The 22,385-nt window shown below is 69.1% G+C and carries 22 protein-coding genes and 1 tRNA gene; 7 read left to right on the top strand and 16 right to left on the bottom strand.

Features of this window, described 5'->3' with window-relative positions; genetic code table 11:
- Positions 1-164 precede the first annotated feature (164 nt).
- From G5B31_RS21030 to G5B31_RS10725, 3 genes are all read right to left on the bottom strand, one after another.
- The gene (locus G5B31_RS21030) at positions 165-455 is read right to left on the bottom strand and encodes a hypothetical protein (protein WP_205911890.1); all 291 of its coding nucleotides are present in this window, start codon (positions 453-455) and stop codon (positions 165-167) included.
- Positions 456-481: 26 nt separating this feature from the next.
- The gene (locus G5B31_RS10730; protein ID WP_205911889.1) at positions 482-937 is read right to left on the bottom strand and encodes a MarR family transcriptional regulator; all 456 of its coding nucleotides are present in this window, start codon (positions 935-937) and stop codon (positions 482-484) included.
- A gap of 215 nt (positions 938-1,152) precedes the next feature.
- Positions 1,153-1,593, bottom strand: coding sequence for a MarR family winged helix-turn-helix transcriptional regulator (locus G5B31_RS10725; RefSeq protein ID WP_165017230.1), 441 nt, complete (start codon positions 1,591-1,593; stop codon positions 1,153-1,155).
- Between the two features lie 129 nt (positions 1,594-1,722).
- Between G5B31_RS10725 and G5B31_RS10720 the strand changes: the two genes are divergently transcribed.
- The 5 genes from G5B31_RS10720 to G5B31_RS10700 are packed head-to-tail and all read left to right on the top strand — an operon-like array spanning position 1,723 to position 6,663.
- Positions 1,723-2,700, top strand: coding sequence for an ABC transporter substrate-binding protein (locus G5B31_RS10720; RefSeq protein ID WP_165017227.1), 978 nt, complete (start codon positions 1,723-1,725; stop codon positions 2,698-2,700).
- Positions 2,701-3,489 carry an ABC transporter ATP-binding protein gene (locus tag G5B31_RS10715; RefSeq protein ID WP_165017225.1) on the top strand — a complete coding sequence of 263 codons (789 nt, stop codon included), beginning with the start codon at positions 2,701-2,703 and terminating at the stop codon, positions 3,487-3,489.
- Positions 3,486-4,256: an ABC transporter permease gene (locus G5B31_RS10710; RefSeq protein WP_165017223.1), complete on the top strand. Its 771-nt coding sequence runs from the start codon at positions 3,486-3,488 to the stop codon at positions 4,254-4,256. The genes G5B31_RS10715 and G5B31_RS10710 overlap by 4 nt, the downstream gene beginning before the upstream one ends.
- Positions 4,253-5,017 (top strand): ABC transporter permease, encoded by a 765-nt coding sequence (locus G5B31_RS10705; RefSeq protein ID WP_165017222.1) that lies wholly within the window; start codon positions 4,253-4,255, stop codon positions 5,015-5,017. Before G5B31_RS10710 ends, G5B31_RS10705 begins: the two co-directional genes overlap by 4 nt.
- Positions 5,017-6,663 carry a sulfatase-like hydrolase/transferase gene (locus G5B31_RS10700; RefSeq protein ID WP_165017220.1) on the top strand — a complete coding sequence of 549 codons (1,647 nt, stop codon included), beginning with the start codon at positions 5,017-5,019 and terminating at the stop codon, positions 6,661-6,663. The genes G5B31_RS10705 and G5B31_RS10700 overlap by 1 nt, the downstream gene beginning before the upstream one ends.
- Before the next feature lie 157 nt (positions 6,664-6,820).
- Here G5B31_RS10700 and G5B31_RS10695 read toward each other — a convergent pair.
- The 5 genes from G5B31_RS10695 to G5B31_RS10675 form a co-directional block, all read right to left on the bottom strand.
- A tRNA-Cys gene (locus G5B31_RS10695) sits at positions 6,821-6,894 on the bottom strand.
- 112 nt (positions 6,895-7,006) lie between these two features.
- Complete coding sequence (locus G5B31_RS10690) at positions 7,007-8,029, bottom strand: extracellular solute-binding protein (RefSeq protein ID WP_165017218.1); 1,023 nt, start codon at positions 8,027-8,029, stop codon at positions 7,007-7,009.
- Positions 8,030-8,051: 22 nt separating this feature from the next.
- Positions 8,052-8,852, bottom strand: a complete 801-nt coding sequence (locus G5B31_RS10685; RefSeq protein WP_165017216.1) for an ABC transporter permease — start codon at positions 8,850-8,852, stop codon at positions 8,052-8,054.
- Entirely contained in the window at positions 8,849-9,769 is a 921-nt protein-coding gene (locus G5B31_RS10680) for an ABC transporter permease (RefSeq protein ID WP_165017214.1), read from the bottom strand. The genes G5B31_RS10685 and G5B31_RS10680 overlap by 4 nt, the downstream gene beginning before the upstream one ends.
- Positions 9,769-10,821, bottom strand: coding sequence for an ABC transporter ATP-binding protein (locus G5B31_RS10675; RefSeq protein ID WP_165017212.1), 1,053 nt, complete (start codon positions 10,819-10,821; stop codon positions 9,769-9,771). The genes G5B31_RS10680 and G5B31_RS10675 overlap by 1 nt, the downstream gene beginning before the upstream one ends.
- 94 nt (positions 10,822-10,915) lie before the next feature.
- Here G5B31_RS10675 and G5B31_RS10670 point away from each other — a divergent pair, with 94 nt between their 5' ends.
- Positions 10,916-11,719, top strand: coding sequence for a helix-turn-helix transcriptional regulator (locus tag G5B31_RS10670; protein WP_165017210.1), 804 nt, complete (start codon positions 10,916-10,918; stop codon positions 11,717-11,719).
- On the opposite strand, the gene G5B31_RS10665 is transcribed toward G5B31_RS10670, so the two are convergent.
- The 3 genes from G5B31_RS10665 to katG form a co-directional block, all read right to left on the bottom strand.
- The gene (locus G5B31_RS10665) at positions 11,704-13,119 is read right to left on the bottom strand and encodes a mannose-1-phosphate guanylyltransferase/mannose-6-phosphate isomerase (protein WP_165017208.1); all 1,416 of its coding nucleotides are present in this window, start codon (positions 13,117-13,119) and stop codon (positions 11,704-11,706) included. The two genes, G5B31_RS10670 and G5B31_RS10665, sit on opposite strands and share 16 nt — an antisense overlap.
- Before the next feature lie 135 nt (positions 13,120-13,254).
- Entirely contained in the window at positions 13,255-13,926 is a 672-nt protein-coding gene (locus G5B31_RS10660; RefSeq protein ID WP_165017206.1) for a TetR/AcrR family transcriptional regulator, read from the bottom strand.
- A gap of 154 nt (positions 13,927-14,080) precedes the next feature.
- Positions 14,081-16,252: a catalase/peroxidase HPI gene (katG, locus tag G5B31_RS10655; protein ID WP_165017204.1), complete on the bottom strand. Its 2,172-nt coding sequence runs from the start codon at positions 16,250-16,252 to the stop codon at positions 14,081-14,083.
- A 141-nt stretch (positions 16,253-16,393) separates the two neighbouring features.
- Between katG and G5B31_RS10650 the strand changes: the two genes are divergently transcribed.
- Complete coding sequence (locus G5B31_RS10650; protein ID WP_165017202.1) at positions 16,394-17,284, top strand: LysR substrate-binding domain-containing protein; 891 nt, start codon at positions 16,394-16,396, stop codon at positions 17,282-17,284.
- A 270-nt stretch (positions 17,285-17,554) separates the two neighbouring features.
- On the opposite strand, the gene tdh is transcribed toward G5B31_RS10650, so the two are convergent.
- From tdh to G5B31_RS10625, 5 genes are all read right to left on the bottom strand, one after another.
- The gene (gene tdh / locus G5B31_RS10645; RefSeq protein WP_165017200.1) at positions 17,555-18,580 is read right to left on the bottom strand and encodes an L-threonine 3-dehydrogenase; all 1,026 of its coding nucleotides are present in this window, start codon (positions 18,578-18,580) and stop codon (positions 17,555-17,557) included.
- Positions 18,577-19,770, bottom strand: coding sequence for a glycine C-acetyltransferase (locus G5B31_RS10640; RefSeq protein ID WP_165017198.1), 1,194 nt, complete (start codon positions 19,768-19,770; stop codon positions 18,577-18,579). The genes tdh and G5B31_RS10640 overlap by 4 nt, the downstream gene beginning before the upstream one ends.
- Positions 19,771-19,914: 144 nt before the next feature.
- The gene (locus G5B31_RS10635; protein ID WP_165017197.1) at positions 19,915-20,466 is read right to left on the bottom strand and encodes a helix-turn-helix domain-containing protein; all 552 of its coding nucleotides are present in this window, start codon (positions 20,464-20,466) and stop codon (positions 19,915-19,917) included.
- Between the two features lie 87 nt (positions 20,467-20,553).
- Entirely contained in the window at positions 20,554-21,969 is a 1,416-nt protein-coding gene (locus tag G5B31_RS10630; RefSeq protein WP_165018008.1) for a YdiU family protein, read from the bottom strand.
- A gap of 161 nt (positions 21,970-22,130) precedes the next feature.
- A partial coding sequence (locus tag G5B31_RS10625) for a hypothetical protein (protein WP_205911888.1) occupies positions 22,131-22,385 on the bottom strand: 255 nt, incomplete at its 5' end.

Below are 22,385 nucleotides of genomic sequence, written 5' to 3'. Positions count from 1 at the left end.
TGCGCCCGCCGCTGATGGTTCAGCCGGTTGGTTTCCATGACATAGGCGCGGACGGCTTCCTTCACCGCTTCGGCCGAGATCAGCCGCTCCTGCAATCCCGTCAGCACACGCTCTTCCAGCTTGTCGCGCAGAATGGTGCGATTGTTGGTGCAGGTATGGATACTTCAATCTCGACGGCGTTCATGCGTTCCCCCGCTTTCCGTGGCCGATGCACGGAAAGGCTCGACCTTGATCTTCTTGGCCCGGCGCATGACTTCAGCCAGCTCGTAGTCGAGCTGCCGCATCAGCCATTCACGGGCAGGCGTGCCGAACGCCTTTTCCAGCCGGACAGCCATCTTCGGCGAAATCCTTAGCTTGCCCACAATCTCCGGGAAACCGAGGCTGCCATCATGCGCAGCCTTCAGGCAAATTTTGGCAGCAGCAGTTCGTTCCGTATCCATGGCGGTTCCTTTCATGCTGGATGTTTCCGTCGGCCGGCGGATCAGTCCACCGGCGTTGCACTCAGTCCTCGCCGTTCGACGAGGCCCCTCAGAATCCGGTCGAGCGCGTGGCGCTCTTCCCCGGTCAGCACGCCGAAATATTCAGCGTCATTCGCATCGGCGAGCCGGGCAAGGAGCGGCACCTTTGCCCGTCCCTTCGGTGACAGCGATAGCAATTGGCCGCGCTTGTCCGTCTCGCTCTCGTCCCGCAGGACCAAACCCTTGGCAACCAGTCGGTCGGCAAGCTTGCTGATCGCGCCTCGGGTCATGCCCATCCTGTCAGCCAGTGCCGTGGGGGGCATTCGTTCTTCACTGAAAAGGGCGCGCATGAAGGACCATTCGGCCACCGTCACCCCTTCCTCCGCAACCTTGCGTGCGAATTCCTGCGACACTGCGTTCGACACCATGCGCATCCAGTAGCCGGTATGATCGGTCAGGTTGGATACGGCACGTGACACCTATTCTCTCCACGATATGTTGACTAGGAAACTGCACCGGTTATGTTTCCTAGTCAACATCACATAATGATGGCGGCAAGTGGCACGGAAAACCGACGCAAGCGGTCGATCATTTTTTACTCAGGTCGCCAACGCAGGCAGGCCGCAGCTTCGCCATGCTTCCGCGATGCCATCTGGCAAGTTCGCCCGACCACACCGGGATGACGGCCGGCCCCCTACTGCGCCGCGGCGCGCAGGGCGTCGAGGATCTTCTGCAGGGCGCTCATCAGGTGCTGCCGTTCCTCGGCGGTCAGGCAGACCAGCATCGCCTCGTTGGCGGCGATGACCTCGGGCAGGATCGACTGGTAGACCGCCTCGCCCTCCGGCGTCAGCGCCAGCAGGAAGGACCGCCCGTCGTCCGGCGCGGGCGTCCGCGCCACCCAGCCGCGGTCGACCAGCGTCTTGACGGTCCGGCTCATCTGGCCCTCGTCCAGGAAATCCTCGGTCGCCAGCCGGCGCAGCGTGCAGGGCCTGGTCACCCGGATCACCGAAAGCGTGCGCCATTCGCTCAGCACCATGCCGTGCCGGCCGAAGAGCGAGCTTTGCGCATCGCGGTCGTTCGCCCGCGCCAGCCGCGCCAGCCGGTAGGAGAACAGGTCGCGGATGTCGTCGGTCATAAGGAACTCGCGTTGGAACGGCCCCACCATGCGGCCCGAAAACATACTTGACAAGATCAAGTTTAAAGTTGACTTTATCAAGCAAGATGCCCGCAGAGGCACGATTCCCCCACCCGACAAGGAGCCACCATGACCCCCGTCCTGACCCGCATTCTTGCGGCCGGGGCCGTTGCGACGGCATTCGGCAGCAGCCTCTTCGCCCCTCCGGCCCTGGCCGAGAATACCAAGCTGCGCCTCGCCTATCTGATGGCGGATTCCATGCTGTCGGTGATGGTGGCGAAAGATGCCGGCGAATACGAGGCCGCCGGCATCGACCTGGAAATCTTCGAGGCGCAGGGCGGCCCGGCCGTGGTGGCCGCGCTGGCCTCGGGCTCGGCCGACCTCGGCTATTCGGCGCCGATCCCGCCGATCAATGCCCGGATGAACGGCGTGCCGCTGAAGCTGGTGCTGGCGCTCGGCCACGAGAAGGCGCCGGACATGCAATATACCGGCTTCGTCGCCTCGAAAGCCTCGGGCATCGCCGATGTGGCCGGGGTGAAAGGCCGCAAGATCGCGCTGAACGCCAACGGCGGGTTGTGCGAACTGGCCTGGCGCGACCACCTGGCCGCCGCCGGGCTGACCTGGGAGGACGTGCAGCCGGTCGTCCTGCCCTTCCCGCAGATAGAGGCGGCCCTGCAGCAGGGCGCCATCGACGCGGCCTGCGTGGTGAACCCGTTTTATGCCGCGATCATGCACAACCCCGACATCGGCGCGGTCGAGATCGCCACCGGGATGCTGGCGGACCTGACCACCCCGGGCCTGTCGGACGTGATCTTCGCCAACGAAAGCTATATCGCCGAACATCCCGAGGCCATCCGCGCCTTCGCCGAAGTGACCGAGGCGTCGCGGGCCAGACTGCTGGCCGACAAGGAGCTGCTGACCGCGGCGGCCGAGAAATACGTCGGCCTGACGCCCGAAGCGGCAAAGGACGTGCGCCTGCCGGTCGCGCGCGAAAGCACGGTGGTGGAGTTGTCGGACGTGCAATATCTGCTGGACGCGCTGAAGCGGCACGGCATGATGACCGCGCCGATCACCGCCGAGGACCTGACCGCCAACTTCGGCCAGTAGATGCAGGACGGCCCGATCCTCGAAGCGCGCGACCTGCGCAAGGCCTTCGGCGCAGGCGCGGGGCGGACGACGATCCTCGACGGCATCTCCTTCTCGGTCCGCGAGGGCGATTTCGTCGCGGTGGTCGGCCCCTCCGGCTGCGGCAAGACCACGCTGCTGATGGCGCTGGCCGGGTTGCAGCCGGCCGACGCCGGCGAGGTGCGGTTCCGCGGCCGGCAGGTCCTGTCGCCGCCGCAGGGCCTTGCGCTGGTGTTCCAGGACTACAGCCGCTCGCTCTTTCCCTGGAAGACCGCGCTGCGCAACGTGACCTTCGCCATGCGCGGGCCGCAGGGCCGGGCCGCCAAGGCGGCGCGGGCGGAGGAACTGCTCCATGCCGTCGGCCTGGGCGACGCGCTGCACAAATACCCCTGGCAGCTGTCGGGCGGGATGCAGCAGCGGGTCGCCATCGCGCGCGGCCTCGCCTCGGAAAGCGACCTGTTGCTGCTGGACGAGCCGCTGGCCGCCGTGGATGCGCAGACCCGGGCCGACATGCAGGACCTGATCCTCGACCTGGCGCAGCGCTTCCGCCAGACCTGCCTGCTGGTCACCCATGACGTGGACGAGGCGGTCTACATGGCCGACAAGGTGGTGGTGCTGTCGAAGCGCCCGACCCGGGTGGCGACCGAGATCACGGTCGGCCTGGGCAAGGCCCGCGACCAGATCGCCACGCGCGAGCATCCCGACTACCTGCACGCCCGCCACGAGGTGCTGGCCCGCATCCGCGCCTTCCGCCAGCCGGTGGCGCCATGACGGCGGCGCTGCGCCTGCGGGGCCTGGTCTCGCTGCTGTTCGTGCTGCTGGTCTGGGAGACGGTCAGCCGGCTGGGCATCGTGCCCTCGCGCTACTTCCCCGGGCTGGCCGAGATCGCCGCCGGCGCCGCCGAGATGATCCGCAACGGCGAACTGCTGGCGGCCGAGGCGATGACCCTTGGCCGCGCCGTCGCCGGGCTGGTGCTGGCGACGCTGATCGGCATCGCGCTGGCGGTGCTGTCCGATGTCTCGCCCTTCTTCGAGCGCGGCTTCCGCACCCTCACCGGCCTGTTGCAGCCGATCCCGCCCGCCGCCATCGTGCCGCTGGCGATCTTCGGCTTCGGGTTGGGGCTGAAGCTCTACATCTTCATCATCGTGATGGTGACGATCTGGGGGCCCTACCTGAACGGGGTCGCGGCGCTGCGGGCGGTGCCGGTCGAGCAGATCCTGAACGGCCGGATGATGCGGATGACGCCGGCGCAGATCCTGTGGCACATCAAGCTGCCCGCCGCCCTGCCGGAGATCTTCGCCGGCATCCGCTATGCCGCCGCCGTCAGCCTGATCGCGGTGGTGGTGTCCGAGATGATCGCCGGGCGCGACGGCATCGGCTACCTGCTGGTCCGCAAGAGCTTTTCCATCCGCATCCCGGAGACCTACGCGCTGATGTTCGTGACCATGGTCAACGGCGTGCTGTTGGCGATGCTGGTCAACCTGGGCCGGCGGCTGCTGACCGGCTGGCATGTGAAGCAGATGGGGTATCCGGCATGACCCCTGCCCGCGCCGCCGCCTTAGCCGCGCCCCTTGCCCTGCCGCTGGCCCTGCTGGCGCTGTGGGCGCTGGCCGCGGCGCAGATCGCCTCGCCGCTGTTCCCCGGGCCGGGCAAGGTGCTGATGGCCGCGGTGCAGAACTTCTGGATCATCCTCGACCAGATGGGCGCCACCCTGCGCCGGGTGCTGATCGGCTTCGTCCTCGCGGCGGCGACGATGGTCCCCCTGGGCATCCTGCTGGGCCGGGTGCGCCTTCTCGGCTGGCTGTTCGAGCCGGTGATCGACATGCTGGCGACCCTGCCGCCCCCCGCCATCGTGCCGCTGGTGATGCTGTTTGCCGGCACCGGCGACGCCGCCAAGGTGACGATGATCGCCTTCGCCGCCGCCATCCCGATCCTGATAAACACCTTCGAGGCCTCGAAGGTCCGCAACGCCATGACCAGCCTCGTCGCCCGCTCGCTGCACCTGACCCGGTGGGAGACGATGCTGCGCGTCGACCTGCCCGCCGCGACGCCGATGATCCTGACCGGGGTCCGCATGGCGGTGGCGGCGGCGCTGCTGGTCTCGGTCACCTCCGAGATCCTGCTGGCCACCGACGGCATCGGCGTCTTCCTGCAGCGCCAGCAGGAGAACTTCCAGATCGCCGGCGGGCTGGCGGGCATCCTCGCCATCGCGCTGACCGGGCTGGCGGTGAACACGGCGATCCTGCGGATCGAGAAGGGGGTGCTGTTCTGGCACTACCGCAACGACGGGCAGTCCTGATGAGCAAGGCCAGGAACATCCTCTGGATCATGTGCGACCAGCTGCGCTTCGATTACCTCGGCTGCGCCGGGCATCCGACGCTGAAGACCCCGAACATCGACCGGCTGGCGGCGCGCGGGGTGCGCTTCACCAATGCCTATGTGCAGTCCACCATCTGCGGCCCGTCGCGGATGTCGGCCTATACCGGCCGCTACATGCGCTCGCACGGGTCGACCCAGAACGGCGTGCCGCTGCGGGTCGGGGAACCGACGCTCGGCGACCACCTGCGCGAGATCGGCGTGCGCTGCGTGCTGGTCGGCAAGACCCATATGGCGGCCGATCACGAGGGCATGGCCCGGCTGGGGATCGACCCGGAGTCGATCATCGGCGTGCATTCGGCGCAATGCGGCTTCGAGCCCTGGGAGCGGGACGACGGCCTGCACCCCGACGGCGCACCGGAACCGGCCTATGACCGCTACCTGCGCGACAGGGGCTATGCGGCGGACAACCCTTGGGAATATTGGGCCAATTCCGCCGAGGGGCCGGAGGGCGAGACGCAGAACGGCTGGCTGCTGGCCCATGCCGGCAAGCCGGCGCGGGTGGCCGAGGAGGATTCCGAAACCCCCTACATGACCCGCCGCGCCATGGAGTTCATCGAGACGGCCGAAGCCGACGGCCGCCCTTGGTGCGCGCATCTCTCCTACATCAAGCCGCACTGGCCCTATATCGTCCCGGCCCCCTATCACGACATGTATGGCCCGGCGGACGTGCAGCCCGCCATCCGGTCCGAGGCCGAGCGGCAGGACGCCCATCCGGTCCACGCCGCCTTCATGCAGGAGCCCTATTCCCGCAACTTCTCGCGCGACGAGGTGCGGGAGCGGGTGATCCCGGCCTATATGGGGCTGATCCGGCAGATCGACGACCAGCTGGGCCTGCTGTTCGACTTCCTCGACCGCAAGGGGCTGACCGAGCGCACGATGATCGTGTTCACCTCGGACCACGGCGACTATCTGGGCGACCACTGGCTGGGCGAGAAATACCTGTTCCACGATGTCTCGGCCAAGGTGCCGCTGATCGTGGCGGACCCCTCGCCCGAGGCGGATGCCACCCGCGGCACGACGCAGGAGGCGCTGGTCGAGATGATCGACCTCGCCCCGACCTTCCTGGATTTCTTCGGCGGCCGGCCGAAGCCGCATGTGCTGGAAGGGCTGTCGCTGCTGCCGCTGCTGCACGGCGCGGCAAAGGGCTGGCCGCGCCGCCATGCGGTCTCGGAATACGACTTCGCCGCCGACGCCGCCCGGCTGCGGCTGGGAACCCCGGTGCAGGACAGCCGGATGGTGATGATCACCGACGGCCGCTTCAAGCTGGTCGAGGTGCCGGGCCAGCGGCCGATGCTGTTCGACCTGGCCGCCGACCCGCAGGAGCTGCGCGACCTCGGCGCCGATCCGGCGCAAGGCCCGGTGGTCGAGGCGCTGAGGGCGGCGCTGCTGCGCTGGTATCGCGCGGGCCGCAGCCGGATCACCGTGGCGGACGACTGGTTCACCGCCGAAGACGACCTGCTGCGCCGCGGGGCCGACCCGGTGCTGAAAAGCGGCATCATCATCGGCTACTGGGACGAGGAAGAACTGTCCCGCGCCCGCGCGTTGCTTTCGCCCCCGCCGGGGTGACGCGGGCTGCGATGCTTATGCCGGGTCCGCCCCCTGCCGGTGAGCCTGCCGGATGCGGGTCAGTTCCTGCCAAAGTTCCTGCATCTGCGCGATGACCACGGCTCTATCGAACTGAGACCGGGCGCGGCGCTAGCAGAAAAAAGTGCTTGAAAAGACTTGGAGGCGGGTACCGGAATCGAACCGGTCTTCACGGATTTGCAATCCGCTGCGTAACCTCTCCGCCAACCCGCCTCGCTGCCCCGGGGATGTAGGGGGTTTGGCGGGGGGCGTCAATCGGGAACGCGCGGCGGCGCGGCGGATTTCCGGCCGGCGGCCCGCGCCGGGTGGGGCGCGGGCGGCGGCGTCACTTCTTCAGGTTGGTCCAGATCGCGTCGTAGAGCTTCTGGGTCGCCTCGTCGCAGACGGCGACGAAGCTGCCCGCCGGGGCGTCGGCGGGCGGGTTGGTCTCGGGCGAGGTTCGGATCTCCTCGGCCAGGAAGGGCTCCACCCCGGTCACGCCGGCGGTATAGGCGGCGTAATTGGTGACCGCGGCGGCGTTCTCGGGCTCCAGCAGGAAATTCAGGAACTTCAGCGCATTGTCGCGGTTGGGCGCGTCCTTCAGCAGCACCGCGTTGTCCATCCAGACCACGAAGCCCTCCTTCGGATAGGCGTATTCGACATTGGCCCCCTCGGCCCGGGCCTTGGCGGCGAAGCCGTTGTAGATCATTCCCGCCGCGGCATCGCCGGAGACCAGCACGTCCTTCGCCGTATCGGAGCCGAACGAGGCCCAATGCGGCTTGGCCGCCAGCAGCATGTCCATCAGCGCCTTCAGCTGCGCGCGGTCCTGGCTGCATTGCGGGATGCCGAGGTAGATCGAGCCGAGCGCCAGGACCTCGCCCTGGCTGTCCAGCACGTTGATCCTGCCCTTCAGCTCGTCCGGCGGGTCGAAGAGGATCGCCAGGGTGTTTATGTCGCCCTGGTAGACGTCGCGGTTGACCGCGAAGGCGGTGGAGCCCCATTGATAGGGGATCGAGGACTTGCGGCCCGGGTCGAAGGGCACGTCCAGCCATTGCGGGGCGATGTTGCCGAAGTTCGGCAGGTCTGCGGGGGAGAAGCTGTCCAGCAGCCCCTCCTCCGCCATGATCTGCACCATGTAGTCGCCCGGCACCGCCACGTCGTATTGGCCGAGCTTGCCGGCCTTCAGGCTGGCCAGCATCGCCTCGTTCGAATCGTAGGTGTCGATGGTGACGGTGATGCCGGTCTCGGCCTGGAACTTGTCGACCAGCTCCTGCGGCATGTATTCGAACCAGTGGTAGACCTTCAGCTCCCCTTCGCCGAAGGCCGGCGAGGCGAGGAGGGGCAAGAGCGCAATTCCGAAGCGTTTCATCAGGGTCGTCCTCTCTGCGGGTTCAGGGGCTTCTCTGGCCCCTTCGGTTGATCAGCCAGGACAGCGTGACCACGGCGGCCGAGGCCGCCAGCATCAGGGTGGAAATCGCCATGATGTTGGGCTTGATGCCCTGTTTCACGCTGCCGAAGATGGCGGTGGGAAGGGTCTCCATCCCGGCGCCCTTGACGAAATTGGTGATGATGAAGTCGTCCAGGCTGATGATGAAGGCCAGCAGCCAGCCCGAGATCACGCCGGGCGCCATCAGGGGCAGCAGCACCTGGGTGAAGGCGCGGAAGCGGCTGGCGTAGAGGTCGCGGGCGGCCTCCTCGAAGAAGGGCTCGATCCCCTCCAGCCGGGCCGAGATCGGCAGGTAGGCGAAGGGGATGCAGAAGGTGATGTGGGCGATCAGGATGGTGCCATACCCTGTGCGCAGCCCGACCATGGTGAAAAAGATCAGGCTGGCGACGGCGGTGACGATCTCGGGCACCATCAGCGGCAGGTTGATCAGGGCGAAGCTGGCGGTGCGGCCGCGGAATCGGCCGCCGCGCACCATGGCCAGGCTGGCGGCGGTGGCGATCAGCGTGGCGGCGGTGGCGGCCAGCACCGCAATGGTCAGCGAGTTGCGGGCGGCCAGGCCGAAGCGGGCGGATTCGGGGCCGGTGAAGACATCGGCATACCAGCGCCAGGAGAAGCCGCCCCATTGGGTGATCGAGGTCGATCCGTTGAAGCTGTAGGCGGTGACGACCAGCAGGGGCGCATAAAGCACCGTCAGGCAGACCAGCGTCAGCGCCAGGAAGCCGGGGTAATGGCGCACGCCCCTCATGCCCGCCCCCTGCCCTGCGCCCGGGCGTAGATCAGCAGCGCCAGCATCACCAGCGTCATCAGGATCACCGAGACCGCGGCGCCGAAGGGCCAGTTGCCCTGCGACCCCTTGAACTGCTCGTCGATCAGGCTGCCGATCATGAAATTCTTCGCCCCGCCCAGCAGGTCGGGCGCCAGGAAAGCGCCGAGCGAGGGGATGAAGACCAAAAGGCACCCGGCGACGATGCCGGGGCGGACCACCGGCAGGGTGATCTCCCACAGGATGCGCCAGCGGCCGGCGTAGAGGTCGGCGGCGGCCTCGGACAGCGCGAAATTGTAACGCTCCACCGCGGCATAGATCGGCAGCACCATGAACGGCAGGTAGCTGTAGAACAGGCCCAGCTGGACGGCGAGGTTGGTGTTGACCAGCGGCAGGGGGCCGGAGGTCAGGCCGATGCCCATCAGGAATTCGTTCAGCGGGCCGTTGTCGCGGATCAGGAATTTCAGCGAAACCGTGCGGATCAGCAGGTTGACCCAATAGGGGATGGTCACCAGGAACAACCAGACCGTGCGGCTGCGCGGGGACCTCGTGGCGATGAACCAGGCGGTGGGGAAGCCGATCAGAAGGCAGAGGCCGGTCGCCAGCGCCGCCTGCCAGAGCGAGCGCCAGAAGATCAGGATATAGGTCCATTCCAGGCTGGGCGGCTCGTCCCCGAACAGGCCGCGGGTGACGAAGAACTGGTCGTAGGCGGCCAGCGAGAACTGCCATTCGACGCCGCCGCGGAACTCGCGGGTCAGGAAGGAATAGACCGCCATCAGCAGCACCGGCAGCGCCAGGAAGATGCCGATCACCGCCCAGGTCGGCAGCATCAGCGGCAGCGCCAGCGGCCCCCATCCGGCGTCCTTCGGGCCGCCGCCGGCTCCGGGCGCGCCGGCCATCAGTCGGCCAGAAGGCGCGCGGCGCCTTCCTCGATGGCGATGGACAGAACCTCGCCCGCTGCGGGCAGCGCGCTGCGGGCGGAATTCTGCATCCTGACCACCAGCCCGCTGCCGTCCTGCAGCCGGGTCATCAGGTGCAGGTCGGTGCCCAGATAGACCACCCGCTCCAGCCGCGCCTTCAGCGGGCCGGCGGGATCGGGGACCAGCCGCTCGGGCCGGATCGACAGCGTATGCCTTCCGGGGGTGGCCGTGCCCGGCACGGTCAGCGCGCCACCGCCGGGCAGGCGGACGCGCGAGGCATCTTGAGAGATCGCTTCAACGTCGACCGGCAACAGATTGGTTTCGCCGATGAAATCCGCCACGAAGCGGTTCAGCGGCGTCTCGTAGATGTCGCGCGCGGTGCCCACCTGCTGCAACCGCCCGGCCGACATCACCGCGATGCGGTCGGACATCGTCAGCGCCTCTTCCTGGTCGTGGGTCACGAAGATGAAGGTGATGCCGGTGTCCTGCTGCAGCTGCTTCAGCTCGATCCGCATCGCCTGCCGCAGCTTCAGGTCCAGCGCCGACAAGGGTTCGTCCAGCAGCAGCACCCGCGGCTCCGGCGCCAGAGCCCGCGCCAGCGCCACCCGCTGCTGCTGTCCGCCCGACAGCTGCGCCGGCAGCCTTTCGGCGAAGGCGGACAGATGCACCATCTCCAGCATCTTGCCCGCCCGCGCCCGCCGCGCGGCAAGGTCCACCCCCTTCATCTTCAGCCCGAAGGCCACGTTGTCGATCACCGACATATGCGGGAACAGGGCGTAGTGCTGGAAGACGGTGTTGACCGGCCGGCGGTCGGGCGGCAGCGCGGCGATGTTCTGGCCGAAGAGCCGGATTTCCCCGGCGCTGACCGGCTCGAACCCGGCGATCATCCGCAGGACGGTGGTCTTGCCGCAGCCCGAGGGACCCAGCAGGGTGAAGAACTCGTTGTCGGCGATCGAAAGTGTCAGGCTTTCCAGTGCGGTGGTGGCGCCGAAGCGCTTCACGACCTCGATGATCTCGATGGCAGCCGCCATGCATACCCCCGGCTCTCGCTGGAACAGGCTAGGCACAAGGGTTCCGGGGGGTATATACCCCCAGAGAGGTATCGCAGCGACCGGAGAGGCAGCGATGGACCCATTCGGCAATCAGGCCGAGGATGCCCTGGCCGAGGCGGTGCGGCGGCTCGGCCGCCCGGGGTTCGAGGCGGCGCTGATGCAGCTGTTCCACCGGCTGGCCGCGCCCGACAACCTTCTGGTGCTGGCCTACCGCGACGCCGGCCCGCCGCAGGTGCTGTATGTCCAGTCCGGCGACAGCCCGGTGTTCGACGCCCTGCCGACCACCTATCTGGCCGGTGCCTACCTGCTGGACCCGTTCCACGACCTGCACCTCAGCCGGGCGCCGGCGGGGATGTATCGGCTCTTGGACGTGGCGCCGGACGCCTTCCAGCGCAGCCGCTATTACCTTGAATATTATCAGGAAACCACGCTGATCGACGAACTGACCTATGTCGCCTATCCCGCGCCCGGGGTGTCGCTGAACCTCTGCCTCGGCCGCGACCGCACCTCAGGCCAGACCTTCGCCCCGCGCGAGGTGGAGGCGGTGGCGCGGCTCGCCCCGGTGGTGCTGGCACTGGCCGAGCGGCATTGGGCCGGCCTGACCGCCACCGATGCCGCGCCCGAGGACGTGGCCGGCGGGCTGGTCGCCGCGCTGGCCCCGCGCGGCATCTCCCTCTCGCCGCGGCAGGCCGAGGTGGCGCTGCTGATCCTGCGCGGCCATTCCTCCACCTCCATCGCCCTGCGGCTCGGGGTCTCGGTGCAGACGGTCAAGGTCTTCCGCCGCCAGCTCTACGGCAAATGCGGCATCTCCAGCCAGGCGGAGCTGTTCGCGCTGTTGCTGCCGCTGCTGAAGCCGGGGGCTCAGGGGCGGGCGTAGAGGTCCTCGTAGCGGATGATGTCGTCCTCGCCCAGATAGGCGCCGGTCTGCACCTCGATCAGCACCATCGGCACCTTGCCCGGGTTCTCCATCCGGTGGACGGCGCCGAGCGGGACATAGACCGACTGGTTCTCGGACAGCAGCTTCACCTCGCCGTCCACCGTCACCCGCGCGGTGCCGGAGACCACGATCCAGTGTTCCGACCGATGCACATGGCTTTGCAGCGACAGCGCCGCGCCGGGGTGGACATGGATGCGCTTGACCTGGAAACGGTCGGCCAGGATCAGCGTCTCGAACCAGCCCCAGGGCCGGTAGTCGCGCGGCAGCTGCTCGGCCTGCGGCCGGCCCTGCCGCTTCAGCGCCGCCACCGCCAGCTTCACGTCCTGGGTGCGGCGGCGGTCGGCCACCAGCACGGCGTCGGGCATCGCCACCGCGACGATGTTCTCCAGCCCGATCCCGACCAGCACCTGTCCCTCGGCTTCCGACCGCAGCAGGCTGTCGCGGCAGCCGATGGCGGTGGCGCGGTCCGAGGCGACAACCCCGTCGGCATCCGGGGTGCCGGCCTGCCACACCGCCTCCCAGCCGCCGAGGTCGGACCAGTCGGCCAGGTAGGGCACCACCGACAGGTTCGCGGCCTTCTCCATCACCGCATAGTCGATGGACAGGTCGGGCAGGCCGGCCCAGGGCGCCGGGTCCAGCCGCAGGAAGCCGAGGTCGGGCTTCGCCTGCGCCACCGCCTCGCGCACCGGGGCCAGCAGCGCGGGGGCATGGGCCTCGACGGCGGCGATCAGGCTGCGGGCGGTGAAGAGGAAGATGCCGGCGTTCCACAGGTGGCGGCCGGAGGCCAGGAACTCCGCCGCCCGCGCCGCATCCGGCTTCTCGACGAAGCGGGCCAGCGCCTGCGCGCCCTCGCCCGCCACCGGCGCGGCCAGCTCCAGATAGCCATAGCCGGTCTCGGCCCGGGTCGGGCGGATGCCGAAGGTCACCAGCTGCCCCGCCCGCGCCGCCGCGACGCCGCGCAGCACCGCCGCCCGGAAGGCCGCGGCATCGGGCACCAGATGATCCGAGGGCGCCACCAGTAGCAGCCCCTCGGGATCGGTCGCCGCCACATGCAGCGCCGCCGCCAGCACCGCCGGCGCGGTGTTGCGCGCCGCCGGCTCGATCAGCACCGCGCCCGGGTCGATCCCCGCCTGCGCCAGTTGCTCGGTCACGATGAAGCGGAAGTCCGAGCCGGTGACGACCAGCGGCGCGGCGAAGCCCTCGCCCGACAGCCGCTGCGCGCTTTGCTGGAACAGCGACTGCTCGCCGACCAGCGCGGCGAACTGCTTGGGATAGCTCTTGCGCGACAGCGGCCAGAGCCGCGTGCCGGAGCCGCCGCACAGGAGGACAGGGGTGATCATGGTCAGGTCTTGGTCTTTCGGTCCGGCTGCACAAGGGGTTCGCCCGGCATCATGGCGCAGGCTTCTGTCCTTGTCATGGCCGAGAGAAGGCAGGATCGGGCCGAAAGGCCCGGACACAGGTGAACAGCCGCCGGCTCAGCCCGGCCTGGCCTCGGTGCCCGTCGCCACCCGGATCGTCGCGCCGAAGCGGGCCAGTTCCTCCGCCGTCGGCTCCTGGCCGCAGAAGGCCAGCACATAGGCCCGGGTGCGCGAGGCCCGCAGCGCCATGTCCTCGCGGATGTCCAGCGTGTAATGGCCGATCTGGGTGAAATACAGCACCCGCGCCCGCACCAGCGCATCGCCGGGGGCAAAGCCGTGACGGGTGAACATCTCGGTCAGCGCGTCCAGCCGCTGCTGGTCGGCGCTGGCCACCACCTTCAGCACCTCGGGCGCGCGGCGGGCCCAGAGGCGGACCGCCACGTCCAGATGCGGGTCGAACAACTCCTCGTTCACCCAGCATTCGAAGACGTTCAGGATCGCCTCGGTGATGCTGCGGGCCGGGCGCAGCGACCGCTGCAGGATCGGGCCGGTGTTCTTGGCCAGCCAGTGGTCCAGCATCTGGCCGTAAAGGTCCTGCGGGCTCTTGAAGAACCAGTAGAAGCTGGAGCGCGAGACGTTCAGCTGCCGCGCCATGATCTGGATCTTCACCCGGTCGATGCCGTCGCGGATCAGCGTCTGCAGGGCCAGCCGCAGCCAGTCCTCGCGGGTGGAGCGGCCCTGCGCCCCCTCTCCCGCCGCGGGTTGCGCCATCTCCATGCTCGATACCATCCGGCCCATCCCCTGCCTGCCCGGTCCCATCATAGGAGGAGGCCGCCGCGCGCCACAAGCGAAAGCCATGCGCCGAGGGGGTGCAGGAAGGCCGGCCCCCAAAAACGCAAGGCGCCCCCGGTTTCCCGGAGGCGCCCCACTTTCTTCGGCGCGGTCAGGCGCGCAGGTCGAAGCGGTCGGCGTCCATCACCTTGGCCCAGGCGGCGATGAAGTCCTGCACGAACTTCTGCGCGTTGTCGTCCTGGGCATAGACCTCGGCATAGGCCCGCAGGATCGAGTTCGAGCCGAACACCAGGTCGACCCGGCTCGCCGTCCACTTCGACGCGCCCGTCTTCCGGTCGACGATGCTGTAGCTGTTGGCGCCGGTCGGCAGCCATTTCCACGCCATGTCGGTCAGGTTGACGAAGAAGTCGGTGGTCAGCGCGCCCTCGCGGTCGGTGAAGACGCCCTGCTTGCCGCCGCCGTAGTTGGCGCCGAGGACGCGCATCCCGCCGACCAGCACCGTCATCTCGACCGCGGTCAGGCCCATCAGCTGGGCGCGGTCCAGCAGCATCTCCTCGGCGCTGACCACGTAGTCTTCCTTCAGCCAGTTGCGGAAGCCGTCGGCCAGCGGCTCCAGCACCGCGAAGCTGTCGACATCGGTCTGCTCCTGGCTGGCGTCGCCGCGGCCCGGCGAGAAGGGCACGGTCACGTCGAAGCCCGCGGCCCGGGCCGCCCGCTCGATGCCCACGTTGCCCGCCAGCACGATCACGTCGGCGACCGAGGCGCCGGCGGCGGCCGCGATCGGCTCCAGCACCGACAGCACCCGGGCGAGCCGGGCCGGCTCGTTCCCCGCCCAGTCCTTCTGCGGCGCCAGCCGGATGCGGGCGCCGTTCGCCCCGCCCCGCATGTCCGAGCCGCGGTAGGTCCGCGCCGAATCCCAGGCCGTCGCCACCAGGTCGGCCACCGACAGGCCGGAAGCCTCGATCCTCGCCTTCACCGCCGCCACGTCATAGGCGGTGTTGCCGGCGGGGATCGGGTCCTGCCACACCAGCTCTTCGGCCGGAACGTCCGGGCCGAGGTAGCGCGAGCGCGGCCCCATGTCGCGGTGGGTCAGCTTGAACCAGGCGCGGGCGAAGGCATCGCTGAACGCATCGAAGTCGTTCAGGAAGCGCAGCGAGATTTCCCGATAGATCGGGTCCACCTTCAGCGCCATGTCGGCATCGGTCATCATCGGCAGGTGCCGGATCGAGGGGTCCTCGACATCGACCGGCTTGTCTTCCTCGGCGATGGTGATCGGCACCCATTGCGAGGCGCCGGCCGGGCTGCGGCTCAGCGTCCATTCATGCTTGAACAGCATCTCGAAGAAGCCGTTGTCCCATTTGGTCGGATGGGTGGTCCAGGCGCCTTCCAGGCCCGAGACCATGGTGTCGCGGCCGATGCCGCGGCCGCGGGTGTTCATCCAGCCCAGGCCCTGGAACTCGGGCCCGGCGGTTTCGGGATCGGCCGACAGGTCGGCGACATTGCCGTTGCCGTGGCACTTGCCGACGGTGTGGCCGCCCGCGGTCAGCGCCACGGTCTCCTCGTCGGTCATGCCCATGCGGGCGAAGGTCTCGCGCATCATGGCGCCGGTGGCCATCGGGTCGGACTTGCCGTTCACCCCCTCGGGGTTGACGTAGATCAGGCCCATCTGCACCGCGGCCAGCGGGTTGCTCAGGCTTTTCGCGTCCTTCACGTCGCCGTAGCGGTTGTCGGACGGCGCCAGCCATTCCTTCTCGTCGCCCCAGTAGGTGTCCTTCTCGGGGTGCCAGATGTCCTCGCGGCCGAAGGCGAAGCCGTAGGTCTTCAGCCCGGCGTGTTCATAGGCGATGGTGCCGGCCAGCAGGATCAGGTCGGCCCAGCTGATCTTGTTGCCGTATTTCTTCTTGATCGGCCACAGCAGGCGCCGGCCCTTGTCGGTGTTCACGTTGTCCGGCCAGGAGTTCAGCGGCGCGAAGCGCTGGTTGCCGGTGTTGCCGCCGCCGCGCCCGTCCGAGCTGCGGTAGGACCCGGCCATGTGCCAGGCGGTGCGGGCGAACATGCCGACATAGCTGCCCCAGTCGGCCGGCCACCAGTCCTGGCTGTCGGTCATCAGCGCCCGCAGGTCGGCCTTCAGCGCCTCCACGTCCAGCTTCTTCAGCTCCTCGCGGTAGTTGACACCCTTCAGCGGGTTGGTCTTGCTGTCGTGCTGGTGCAGGATGTCGAGGTTCAGGGCATTGGGCCACCAGCTGGTCACCGAGGCGCCCATGGAGGTCATGCCCCCGTGCATCACCGGGCACTTGCCCTTGCCGATATCGTTCCCGTCCATCCGAATGTCCTTTCCTGGCTGGATCGACCGCCCCTCGGCCGCGCGCGGCACGGGGGCGATTCCGTCTGTCTGGAATCGTTCTAACAGGCCGGAGCCATCGGACAAAGTTGCATTTTCTGATCAGGTTGATAGGTATTTCTTATGCAGAATCTGACCCTCCGCCAGCTCCGCTATTTCGACGCGCTTGCCCGCCACGGCCATTTCGGCCGCGCGGCGGAGGCCTCGTCGATCTCGCAGCCGGCGCTGTCGATGCAGATCCGCGATCTGGAAGAATCCCTTGGCACGCCGCTGGTGGAACGCGGCCCGCGCAGCCTGCGGCTGACCGCCTTCGGCGAGGATTTCCTGACCCGCGCCCGCGCCATCCTGCGCCAGGTCGAGGAGCTGGAAGACCTCGCCCGCGCCGCGCGCTCGGAACTGGCCGGGCGGCTGCGGATCGGCGTCATCCCCACCGTCGCGCCCTATCTGCTGCCCCGGCTGATCGCCCGGATGACCGTGCTTTACCCGGCGCTGGAACTGACCCTGCGCGAGACCATCACCCCGCGCCTGCTGCGCGACCTTGCCGAGGGGCGGCTGGACTGCGCGCTCCTCGCCCTTCCGGTGTCGGAGCCGGGGCTGGAGGAGGTGGCGCTGTTCTCCGAAGCCTTCATGCTGGTCCGCCCCCGCGACGACGACGGCAAGCCGGTGCCCGACCGCGAGAGCTTGCGCGAGATGCGCCTGCTGCTGCTGGAGGAGGGCCATTGCTTCCGCGACCAGGCGCTGTCCTTCTGCGCCGCCGACACCGCCGCCCCGCGCGAGATGATGGACGGCTCCTCGCTGTCGACGCTGGTGCAGATGGTCGGCGCCGGCATCGGGGTGACGCTGATCCCGGAAATGGCGGTGCCGGTGGAAACCCGCTCCGCCCCGGTCTCGGTGGCCGCCTTCCCCGAGCCGCAGCCCCGCCGCACCATCGGCATGGTCTGGCGCCGGTCGAACCCGCTGGCCCCGCAACTGCGCCAGATCGCCGAGGTGGCGCGGGAGACGGCCGGAGCGTGAAGAGGGCCGCTTTGAGCCCAAAGCTGCCATCGGAGTGGAGCGCCTGCGCGCAGCTCCCGACTGAAGTCCCGGCCGGGTCAACAGGCGCGGAACGCGCCCCCGGCCAGCGCCCGACCGCCCCCGGGCGGGCGCTTCTGCGCCGTCGGCTTCCGCTCCGGCCGGGGGTGAGGCCGAACCATAAAGCGCCTGCTACGCACCGTCGGATGCGCCCACCCGCGGTCGGGCGCCGGCCTCCGTTGCGCGCGGATGACCGCAATGTCCCGATAGCCGTCACCCCCAGTCCAGCACCACCTTGCCCGACTGGCCCGACCGCATCGCGGCGAAGCCTTCCTCGAACCGGTCCACGCCGAAGCGGTGGGTGATCACGCCGCGCACGTCCAGCCCGTTCTCCAGCATGGCGATCATTTTATACCACGTTTCAAAAATCTCCCGCCCGTAGACGCCCTTGATGGTGATCGCCTTGAAGACGATCCGGCTCCAGTCCACCGGGCTTTTGCCCGGCGGGATGCCCAGCATGGCGATGCGGCCGCCCATCACCATCGCCTCGACCATCTGGTCCAGCGCCTGCTGGCTGCCCGACATCTCCATGCCGACATCGAACCCCTGCGTCATCTTCAACCCGGGGAAGACCGACCGCAGGTCCTCCTGCGCCACGTTGACCGGCACCACGTCGGCCACCCGCGCCGCAAGGTCCAGCCGGGACTGGTTCACGTCGGTGATCACCACATGCCGCGCGCCCACATGCCGCGCCACCGCCGCCGCCATGATGCCGATGGGGCCCGCCCCGGTGATCAGCACGTCCTCGCCGACCAGATCGAAGGACAGCGCGGTATGGACGGCATTGCCCAGCGGATCGAGGATCGCACCGATCTCGTCGTCGATCGAATCCGGCAGCGGCACCACGTTGAAGGCCGGCAGCCGCAGGTATTCGGCGAAGGCGCCGGGCTCGTTCACCCCGATCCCCCGCGTCTCCGGGTCCAGATGGAACTTGCCGGCGCGGGACTGGCGCGAGTGCTTGCCGATCAGGTGCCCCTCGCCGGAACAGCGCTGGCCGACCGCGAGGTCGGTCACGTCGCGGCCGAGTTCCACGATCTCGCCGGCGAATTCGTGGCCGGTGATCAGCCCCACCGGCACCGTCCGCCGCGCCCAGTCGTCCCAGTTCCAGATATGCACGTCGGTGCCGCAGATGCCGGTCTTGCGCACCCGGATCAGCACGTCGTCCGGGCCGATCTCGGGCAGCGGGCGGTCCTCCATCCACAGCCCTTCCTGCGCCTTCTTCTTGACCAAGGCCTTCATGGCAGCACCCCCGTTTCCCGCCCGGCCGCGGCGAAGGCCGCCAGCCCGAAATCCAGATCCTCGCGCGTCAGGGCCGCGTTCATCTGCGTCCTGATCCGCGCCTGCCCCTTCGGCACCACCGGGAAGAAGAAGCCCGCGACATGCACGCCCTTGTCGCCCAGGGACGCCGCCATCCGCTGCGCCAGAACGGCATCGCCCAGCATCACCGGCACGATGGGATGCGCGCCGGGCAGCAGCCGGAAGCCGAGCCGCTCCAGCCCCGCCCGCCAGTAAGCCGCATTCTCCGTCAGCCGCGCCCGCAGGTCGTCGGCCCCCTCCACGATGTCCAGCGCCGCCAGCCCCGCGGCCACCACCGCCGGAGGCAGCGCGTTGGAGAACAGATAGGGCCGCGCCCTTTGCCGCAGCAGGTCCACCACCGGCTGCGGCCCGGCGACATAGCCGCCGAGCGCACCACCCAGGGCCTTGCCGAGCGTCCCGGTCAGGATGTCCGCCCGCACTCCCGTCCGGGCCGGCGTGCCCCGGCCCTGCGGCCCGACGAAGCCGGTGGCATGGCAGTCGTCCACCATCACCAGCGCCCCGTAACGGTCGGCAATCGCCCGGATTTCCGCCAGGGGCGCGAAGTAGCCGTCCATCGAGAAGACGCCATCCGTCGCCACCATGACGAAGCGCGCGCCCTCCGCGCGGGCACGGGCCAGCTGCGCCTCCAGATCGGCCATGTCGGCATTGGCGTAACGGTAGCGGCGCGCCTTCGACAGCCGGATGCCGTCGATGATCGAGGCATGGTTCAGGCTGTCCGAAACCACCGCATCCTCCGGCCCCAGCAGGGGCTCGAACACCGCGCCGTTGGCGTCGAAACAGGCGGCGAAGAGGATGGCGTCCTCCATCCCCAGGAAGCCGGCCAGCCGCTGCTCCAGCGCCCGGTGCAGGTCGCCGGTGCCGCAGATGAAACGGACCGAGGCCATGCCGTAGCCGTGGCTCTCCATCGCCGCCCTGGCCGCCGCCACCAGCCGCGGGTCATCCGCCAACCCGAGGTAATTGTTGGCGCAGAGGTTCAGCATCCGCCGGCCCTGCATCGTGACCCAGGCGCCCTGCGGCCCCTCGATCAGCCGCTCGCGCTTCAACAGCCCCTCGGCCTCGATCCCCGACAGGACCGCCGACAGATGCTCCAGAAACTGCACCGAATCCGCCATTCCAGCCCCTCCTCCGCCTTGACGGAAATTCCGTCACCCCAGCTGAAAAGTCAAGATGGCGGAAATATATCCGCCAAAGCGGATTCCCCTTCATCTTGGCCCCAAATACTCCGGGGGGTCCGGGGGGCTGGCCCCCCGGCCTGTTCAACTGCCCTGCACGATCAGGATCGCCCGCGCCGCCCCCGTGGCCGCGATCTCGTGGTCGCGGTCGGCCGGGTAGCGGGCCACGTCGCCCGGCCCCAGATCCTCGGCCTCCGCCCCGGAAACCACCCGCAGCCGGCCCTCGATCACCGTCAGATGCTCGCGGCAGCCCGGTCCGTGCGGGTCCGAGACCAGCCGCGCGCCGGGGGCGAAGGTCAGGTCGTAGACCTCGTTCTCCCCCACCGCCTCGGCGGGCGAGAGGATGCGGATGGTGACGCCGCCGCGGGCGATCACCGGGGCGGCGGCGGCGCGGGTGACCTCCACCCCCGGGCGGGGACGGCCTTCCAGCAGGCCGGCGAAATCCACCTGCAGCGCCTGGGTCAGGTTCCACAGGGTGGCGACGGTGGGAGAGGATTCGCCGCGTTCGATCTGGGACACCATGCTGCGCGAGACGCCCGACAGCTTCGCCGCCGCGTCCAGCGACAGGCCGCGGGCCTTGCGGGCGGCCCTCAGCGAGGCTGCAAGCCTTTCGTGGATGTCGGAGCGCGGGGTCATGTCGCCAGCAAACCCCCGGGCGGGCGCAAGGTCAACGCCTGTCGTTCGGCGCCCGCGCGACGACGCGGCGCAGCCGCAGGAGGAGCCTCAGGTGCCGCAGAAGGTGACATAGCGGCCGAAGCCCGAAGGGGCGGGCAGCATATAGGCCTCGTTTTCCTCGAAGGGCCGGGTGACGGCGGCCAGCAGCGCCTCGAACGGCGCCATGTCGCCCGCGGTCGCCGCCTCAAGCGCTTCCTCCACCCGATGGTTGCGGGGAATCACCGCCGGATTGGCCCGGCGCAGCAGCGCCGCCGCATCCGGCGCCAGCCGCGCCCGCCAGCGCGGCAGCCACTCCGCCATGGCGGCGAAGTCCTCGAACAGCGGCCGCAGCAGCCCCTCGCCCTCCACCGCCCCGGCCAGACGATGGAAGGTCAGCGTCCAGTCCGCCCCCTCCATCGCCTTCAGCAGGTCCTCGACCAGCGCCTCGTCGCCCGGGTCCTCGCCCGCCAGCGCCAGCTTGCAACGCATCACCGCCAGCCATTCCGTCCGATACAGCCCGGCGATCCCGGCCAGCCGGGCGTTGGCGATCTCCACCGCCTTCTCGCCGTCCGGGTCGATCAGCGGCAGCAGCGCCTCGGCCAGCCGGGCGAGGTTCCAGCCCAGGATCAGCGGCTGGTTGGCATAGGCATAGCGCCCCTGCCGGTCGATCGAGGAAAACACCGTGCCCGGCGCATAGCCCTCCATGAAGGCGCAGGGGCCGTAGTCGATGGTCTCGCCCGACAGCGCCATGTTGTCGGTGTTCATCACCCCATGGATGAAGCCGAGCCCCATCCATTGCGCCACCAGCCGCGCCTGCCGCGCCGCCACCGCGTCGAACAGGCCGAGCGCACCCTCCGCCCCGGGATAATGCCGGGCCAGGGTATAGTCGGTCAGCGCCCGCAGCTTCTCCGCCTCGCCGCGGGCGGCGAGGAACTGGAAGCTGCCGATGCGGATGTGGCTGGCCGCCACCCGGGCCAGCACCGCGCCCGGCAGCCGGCCGGCGTCGCGCCAGATGTCCTCTCCCGTCGCCACCACCGCCAGCGACCGGGTGGTGGGGACGCCGAGCGCGTGCATCGCCTCGGAGACCAGGTATTCCCGCAGCATCGGGCCGATGGCGGCCTTGCCGTCGCCGCCGCGGGAGAACGGCGTGCGGCCCGATCCCTTCAGCTGCAGGTCGAAGCGCCGGCCGTCGGGCGTGACGATCTCGCCCAGCAGATGCGCCCGCCCGTCGCCCAGAACCGGCGAGAACCCACCGAACTGGTGGCCGGCATAGGCCAGCGCCAGCGGATCGGCCCCGGGCGGCAGTTCCGCCCCCGACAGCCAGCGCGCCGCGCCCGCCTCCAGCGCCTCGGCCTCCAGCCCCAGCTCCGCCGCCAGCCCGCGGTTGAAGGCCAGCAGCCGCGGCGCCGGTGCCGGATCGGGCGCCAGCCGCAGATAGGTGCCGGGCAGGTCGCGGGCCCAGCTGTGATCGAAATGGAAATCCATGCGGAAGATATGGCTTTCGCAGAGGGCCGAGACAAGCAGGTCCGGCACCTTCCGCGCCGAACACCGGCCGATTTGCAGAATGAACCGCAAAGTCGGCTTTTGTGCAAAGCCCGTGCAAGGGCCTGCATGGCAACCGGCGGGGCCCGCGAGCCGCCACCGCATCACGCCAGACCGAGCACCGCATAGAGATGCCCGGGCGCTCCGGCGGCGCGCATCCGCGCCAGGGCGGCGGCACCTTCTGCCATCCGGCCCAGATCCTTCAGGCAATGCAGATATTCGAAATCCAGCCAGAAGGCATAGATGTCCTGCCAGACGAACAGCCGCTCCACGCCGGGCCGCGGCCGCTTCAACCCCTCGCCGGCGAAAAGCAGCGCACTTTGCGTCTGGCCGCGGTTCCGTTGCAGCCGGGCGAGATG

Source organism: Rhodobacter sp. SGA-6-6, assembly GCF_011043545.1.
Taxonomy (GTDB): Bacteria; Pseudomonadota; Alphaproteobacteria; order Rhodobacterales; family Rhodobacteraceae; genus Pseudogemmobacter.
This window is presented reverse-complemented; position numbering and strand designations above follow the sequence as displayed.

Excerpts from the sequence above, each read along its gene's own strand:
- G5B31_RS21030 (WP_205911890.1), bottom strand. The coding sequence starts at position 455 with ATGAAAGGAACCGCCATGGATACGGAACGAACTGCTGCTGCCAAAATT.
- G5B31_RS10725 (WP_165017230.1), bottom strand. The coding sequence starts at position 1,593 with ATGACCGACGACATCCGCGACCTGTTCTCCTACCGGCTGGCGCGGCTG.
- G5B31_RS10720 (WP_165017227.1), top strand. The coding sequence starts at position 1,723 with ATGACCCCCGTCCTGACCCGCATTCTTGCGGCCGGGGCCGTTGCGACG.
- G5B31_RS10715 (WP_165017225.1), top strand. The coding sequence starts at position 2,701 with ATGCAGGACGGCCCGATCCTCGAAGCGCGCGACCTGCGCAAGGCCTTC.
- G5B31_RS10710 (WP_165017223.1), top strand. The coding sequence starts at position 3,486 with ATGACGGCGGCGCTGCGCCTGCGGGGCCTGGTCTCGCTGCTGTTCGTG.
- G5B31_RS10705 (WP_165017222.1), top strand. The coding sequence starts at position 4,253 with ATGACCCCTGCCCGCGCCGCCGCCTTAGCCGCGCCCCTTGCCCTGCCG.
- G5B31_RS10700 (WP_165017220.1), top strand. The coding sequence starts at position 5,017 with ATGAGCAAGGCCAGGAACATCCTCTGGATCATGTGCGACCAGCTGCGC.
- G5B31_RS10690 (WP_165017218.1), bottom strand. The coding sequence starts at position 8,029 with ATGAAACGCTTCGGAATTGCGCTCTTGCCCCTCCTCGCCTCGCCGGCC.
- G5B31_RS10685 (WP_165017216.1), bottom strand. The coding sequence starts at position 8,852 with ATGAGGGGCGTGCGCCATTACCCCGGCTTCCTGGCGCTGACGCTGGTC.
- G5B31_RS10680 (WP_165017214.1), bottom strand. The coding sequence starts at position 9,769 with ATGGCCGGCGCGCCCGGAGCCGGCGGCGGCCCGAAGGACGCCGGATGG.
- G5B31_RS10675 (WP_165017212.1), bottom strand. The coding sequence starts at position 10,821 with ATGGCGGCTGCCATCGAGATCATCGAGGTCGTGAAGCGCTTCGGCGCC.
- G5B31_RS10670 (WP_165017210.1), top strand. The coding sequence starts at position 10,916 with ATGGACCCATTCGGCAATCAGGCCGAGGATGCCCTGGCCGAGGCGGTG.
- G5B31_RS10665 (WP_165017208.1), bottom strand. The coding sequence starts at position 13,119 with ATGATCACCCCTGTCCTCCTGTGCGGCGGCTCCGGCACGCGGCTCTGG.
- G5B31_RS10660 (WP_165017206.1), bottom strand. The coding sequence starts at position 13,926 with ATGGTATCGAGCATGGAGATGGCGCAACCCGCGGCGGGAGAGGGGGCG.
- katG (WP_165017204.1), bottom strand. The coding sequence starts at position 16,252 with ATGGACGGGAACGATATCGGCAAGGGCAAGTGCCCGGTGATGCACGGG.
- G5B31_RS10650 (WP_165017202.1), top strand. The coding sequence starts at position 16,394 with ATGCAGAATCTGACCCTCCGCCAGCTCCGCTATTTCGACGCGCTTGCC.
- tdh (WP_165017200.1), bottom strand. The coding sequence starts at position 18,580 with ATGAAGGCCTTGGTCAAGAAGAAGGCGCAGGAAGGGCTGTGGATGGAG.
- G5B31_RS10640 (WP_165017198.1), bottom strand. The coding sequence starts at position 19,770 with ATGGCGGATTCGGTGCAGTTTCTGGAGCATCTGTCGGCGGTCCTGTCG.
- G5B31_RS10635 (WP_165017197.1), bottom strand. The coding sequence starts at position 20,466 with ATGACCCCGCGCTCCGACATCCACGAAAGGCTTGCAGCCTCGCTGAGG.
- G5B31_RS10630 (WP_165018008.1), bottom strand. The coding sequence starts at position 21,969 with ATGGATTTCCATTTCGATCACAGCTGGGCCCGCGACCTGCCCGGCACC.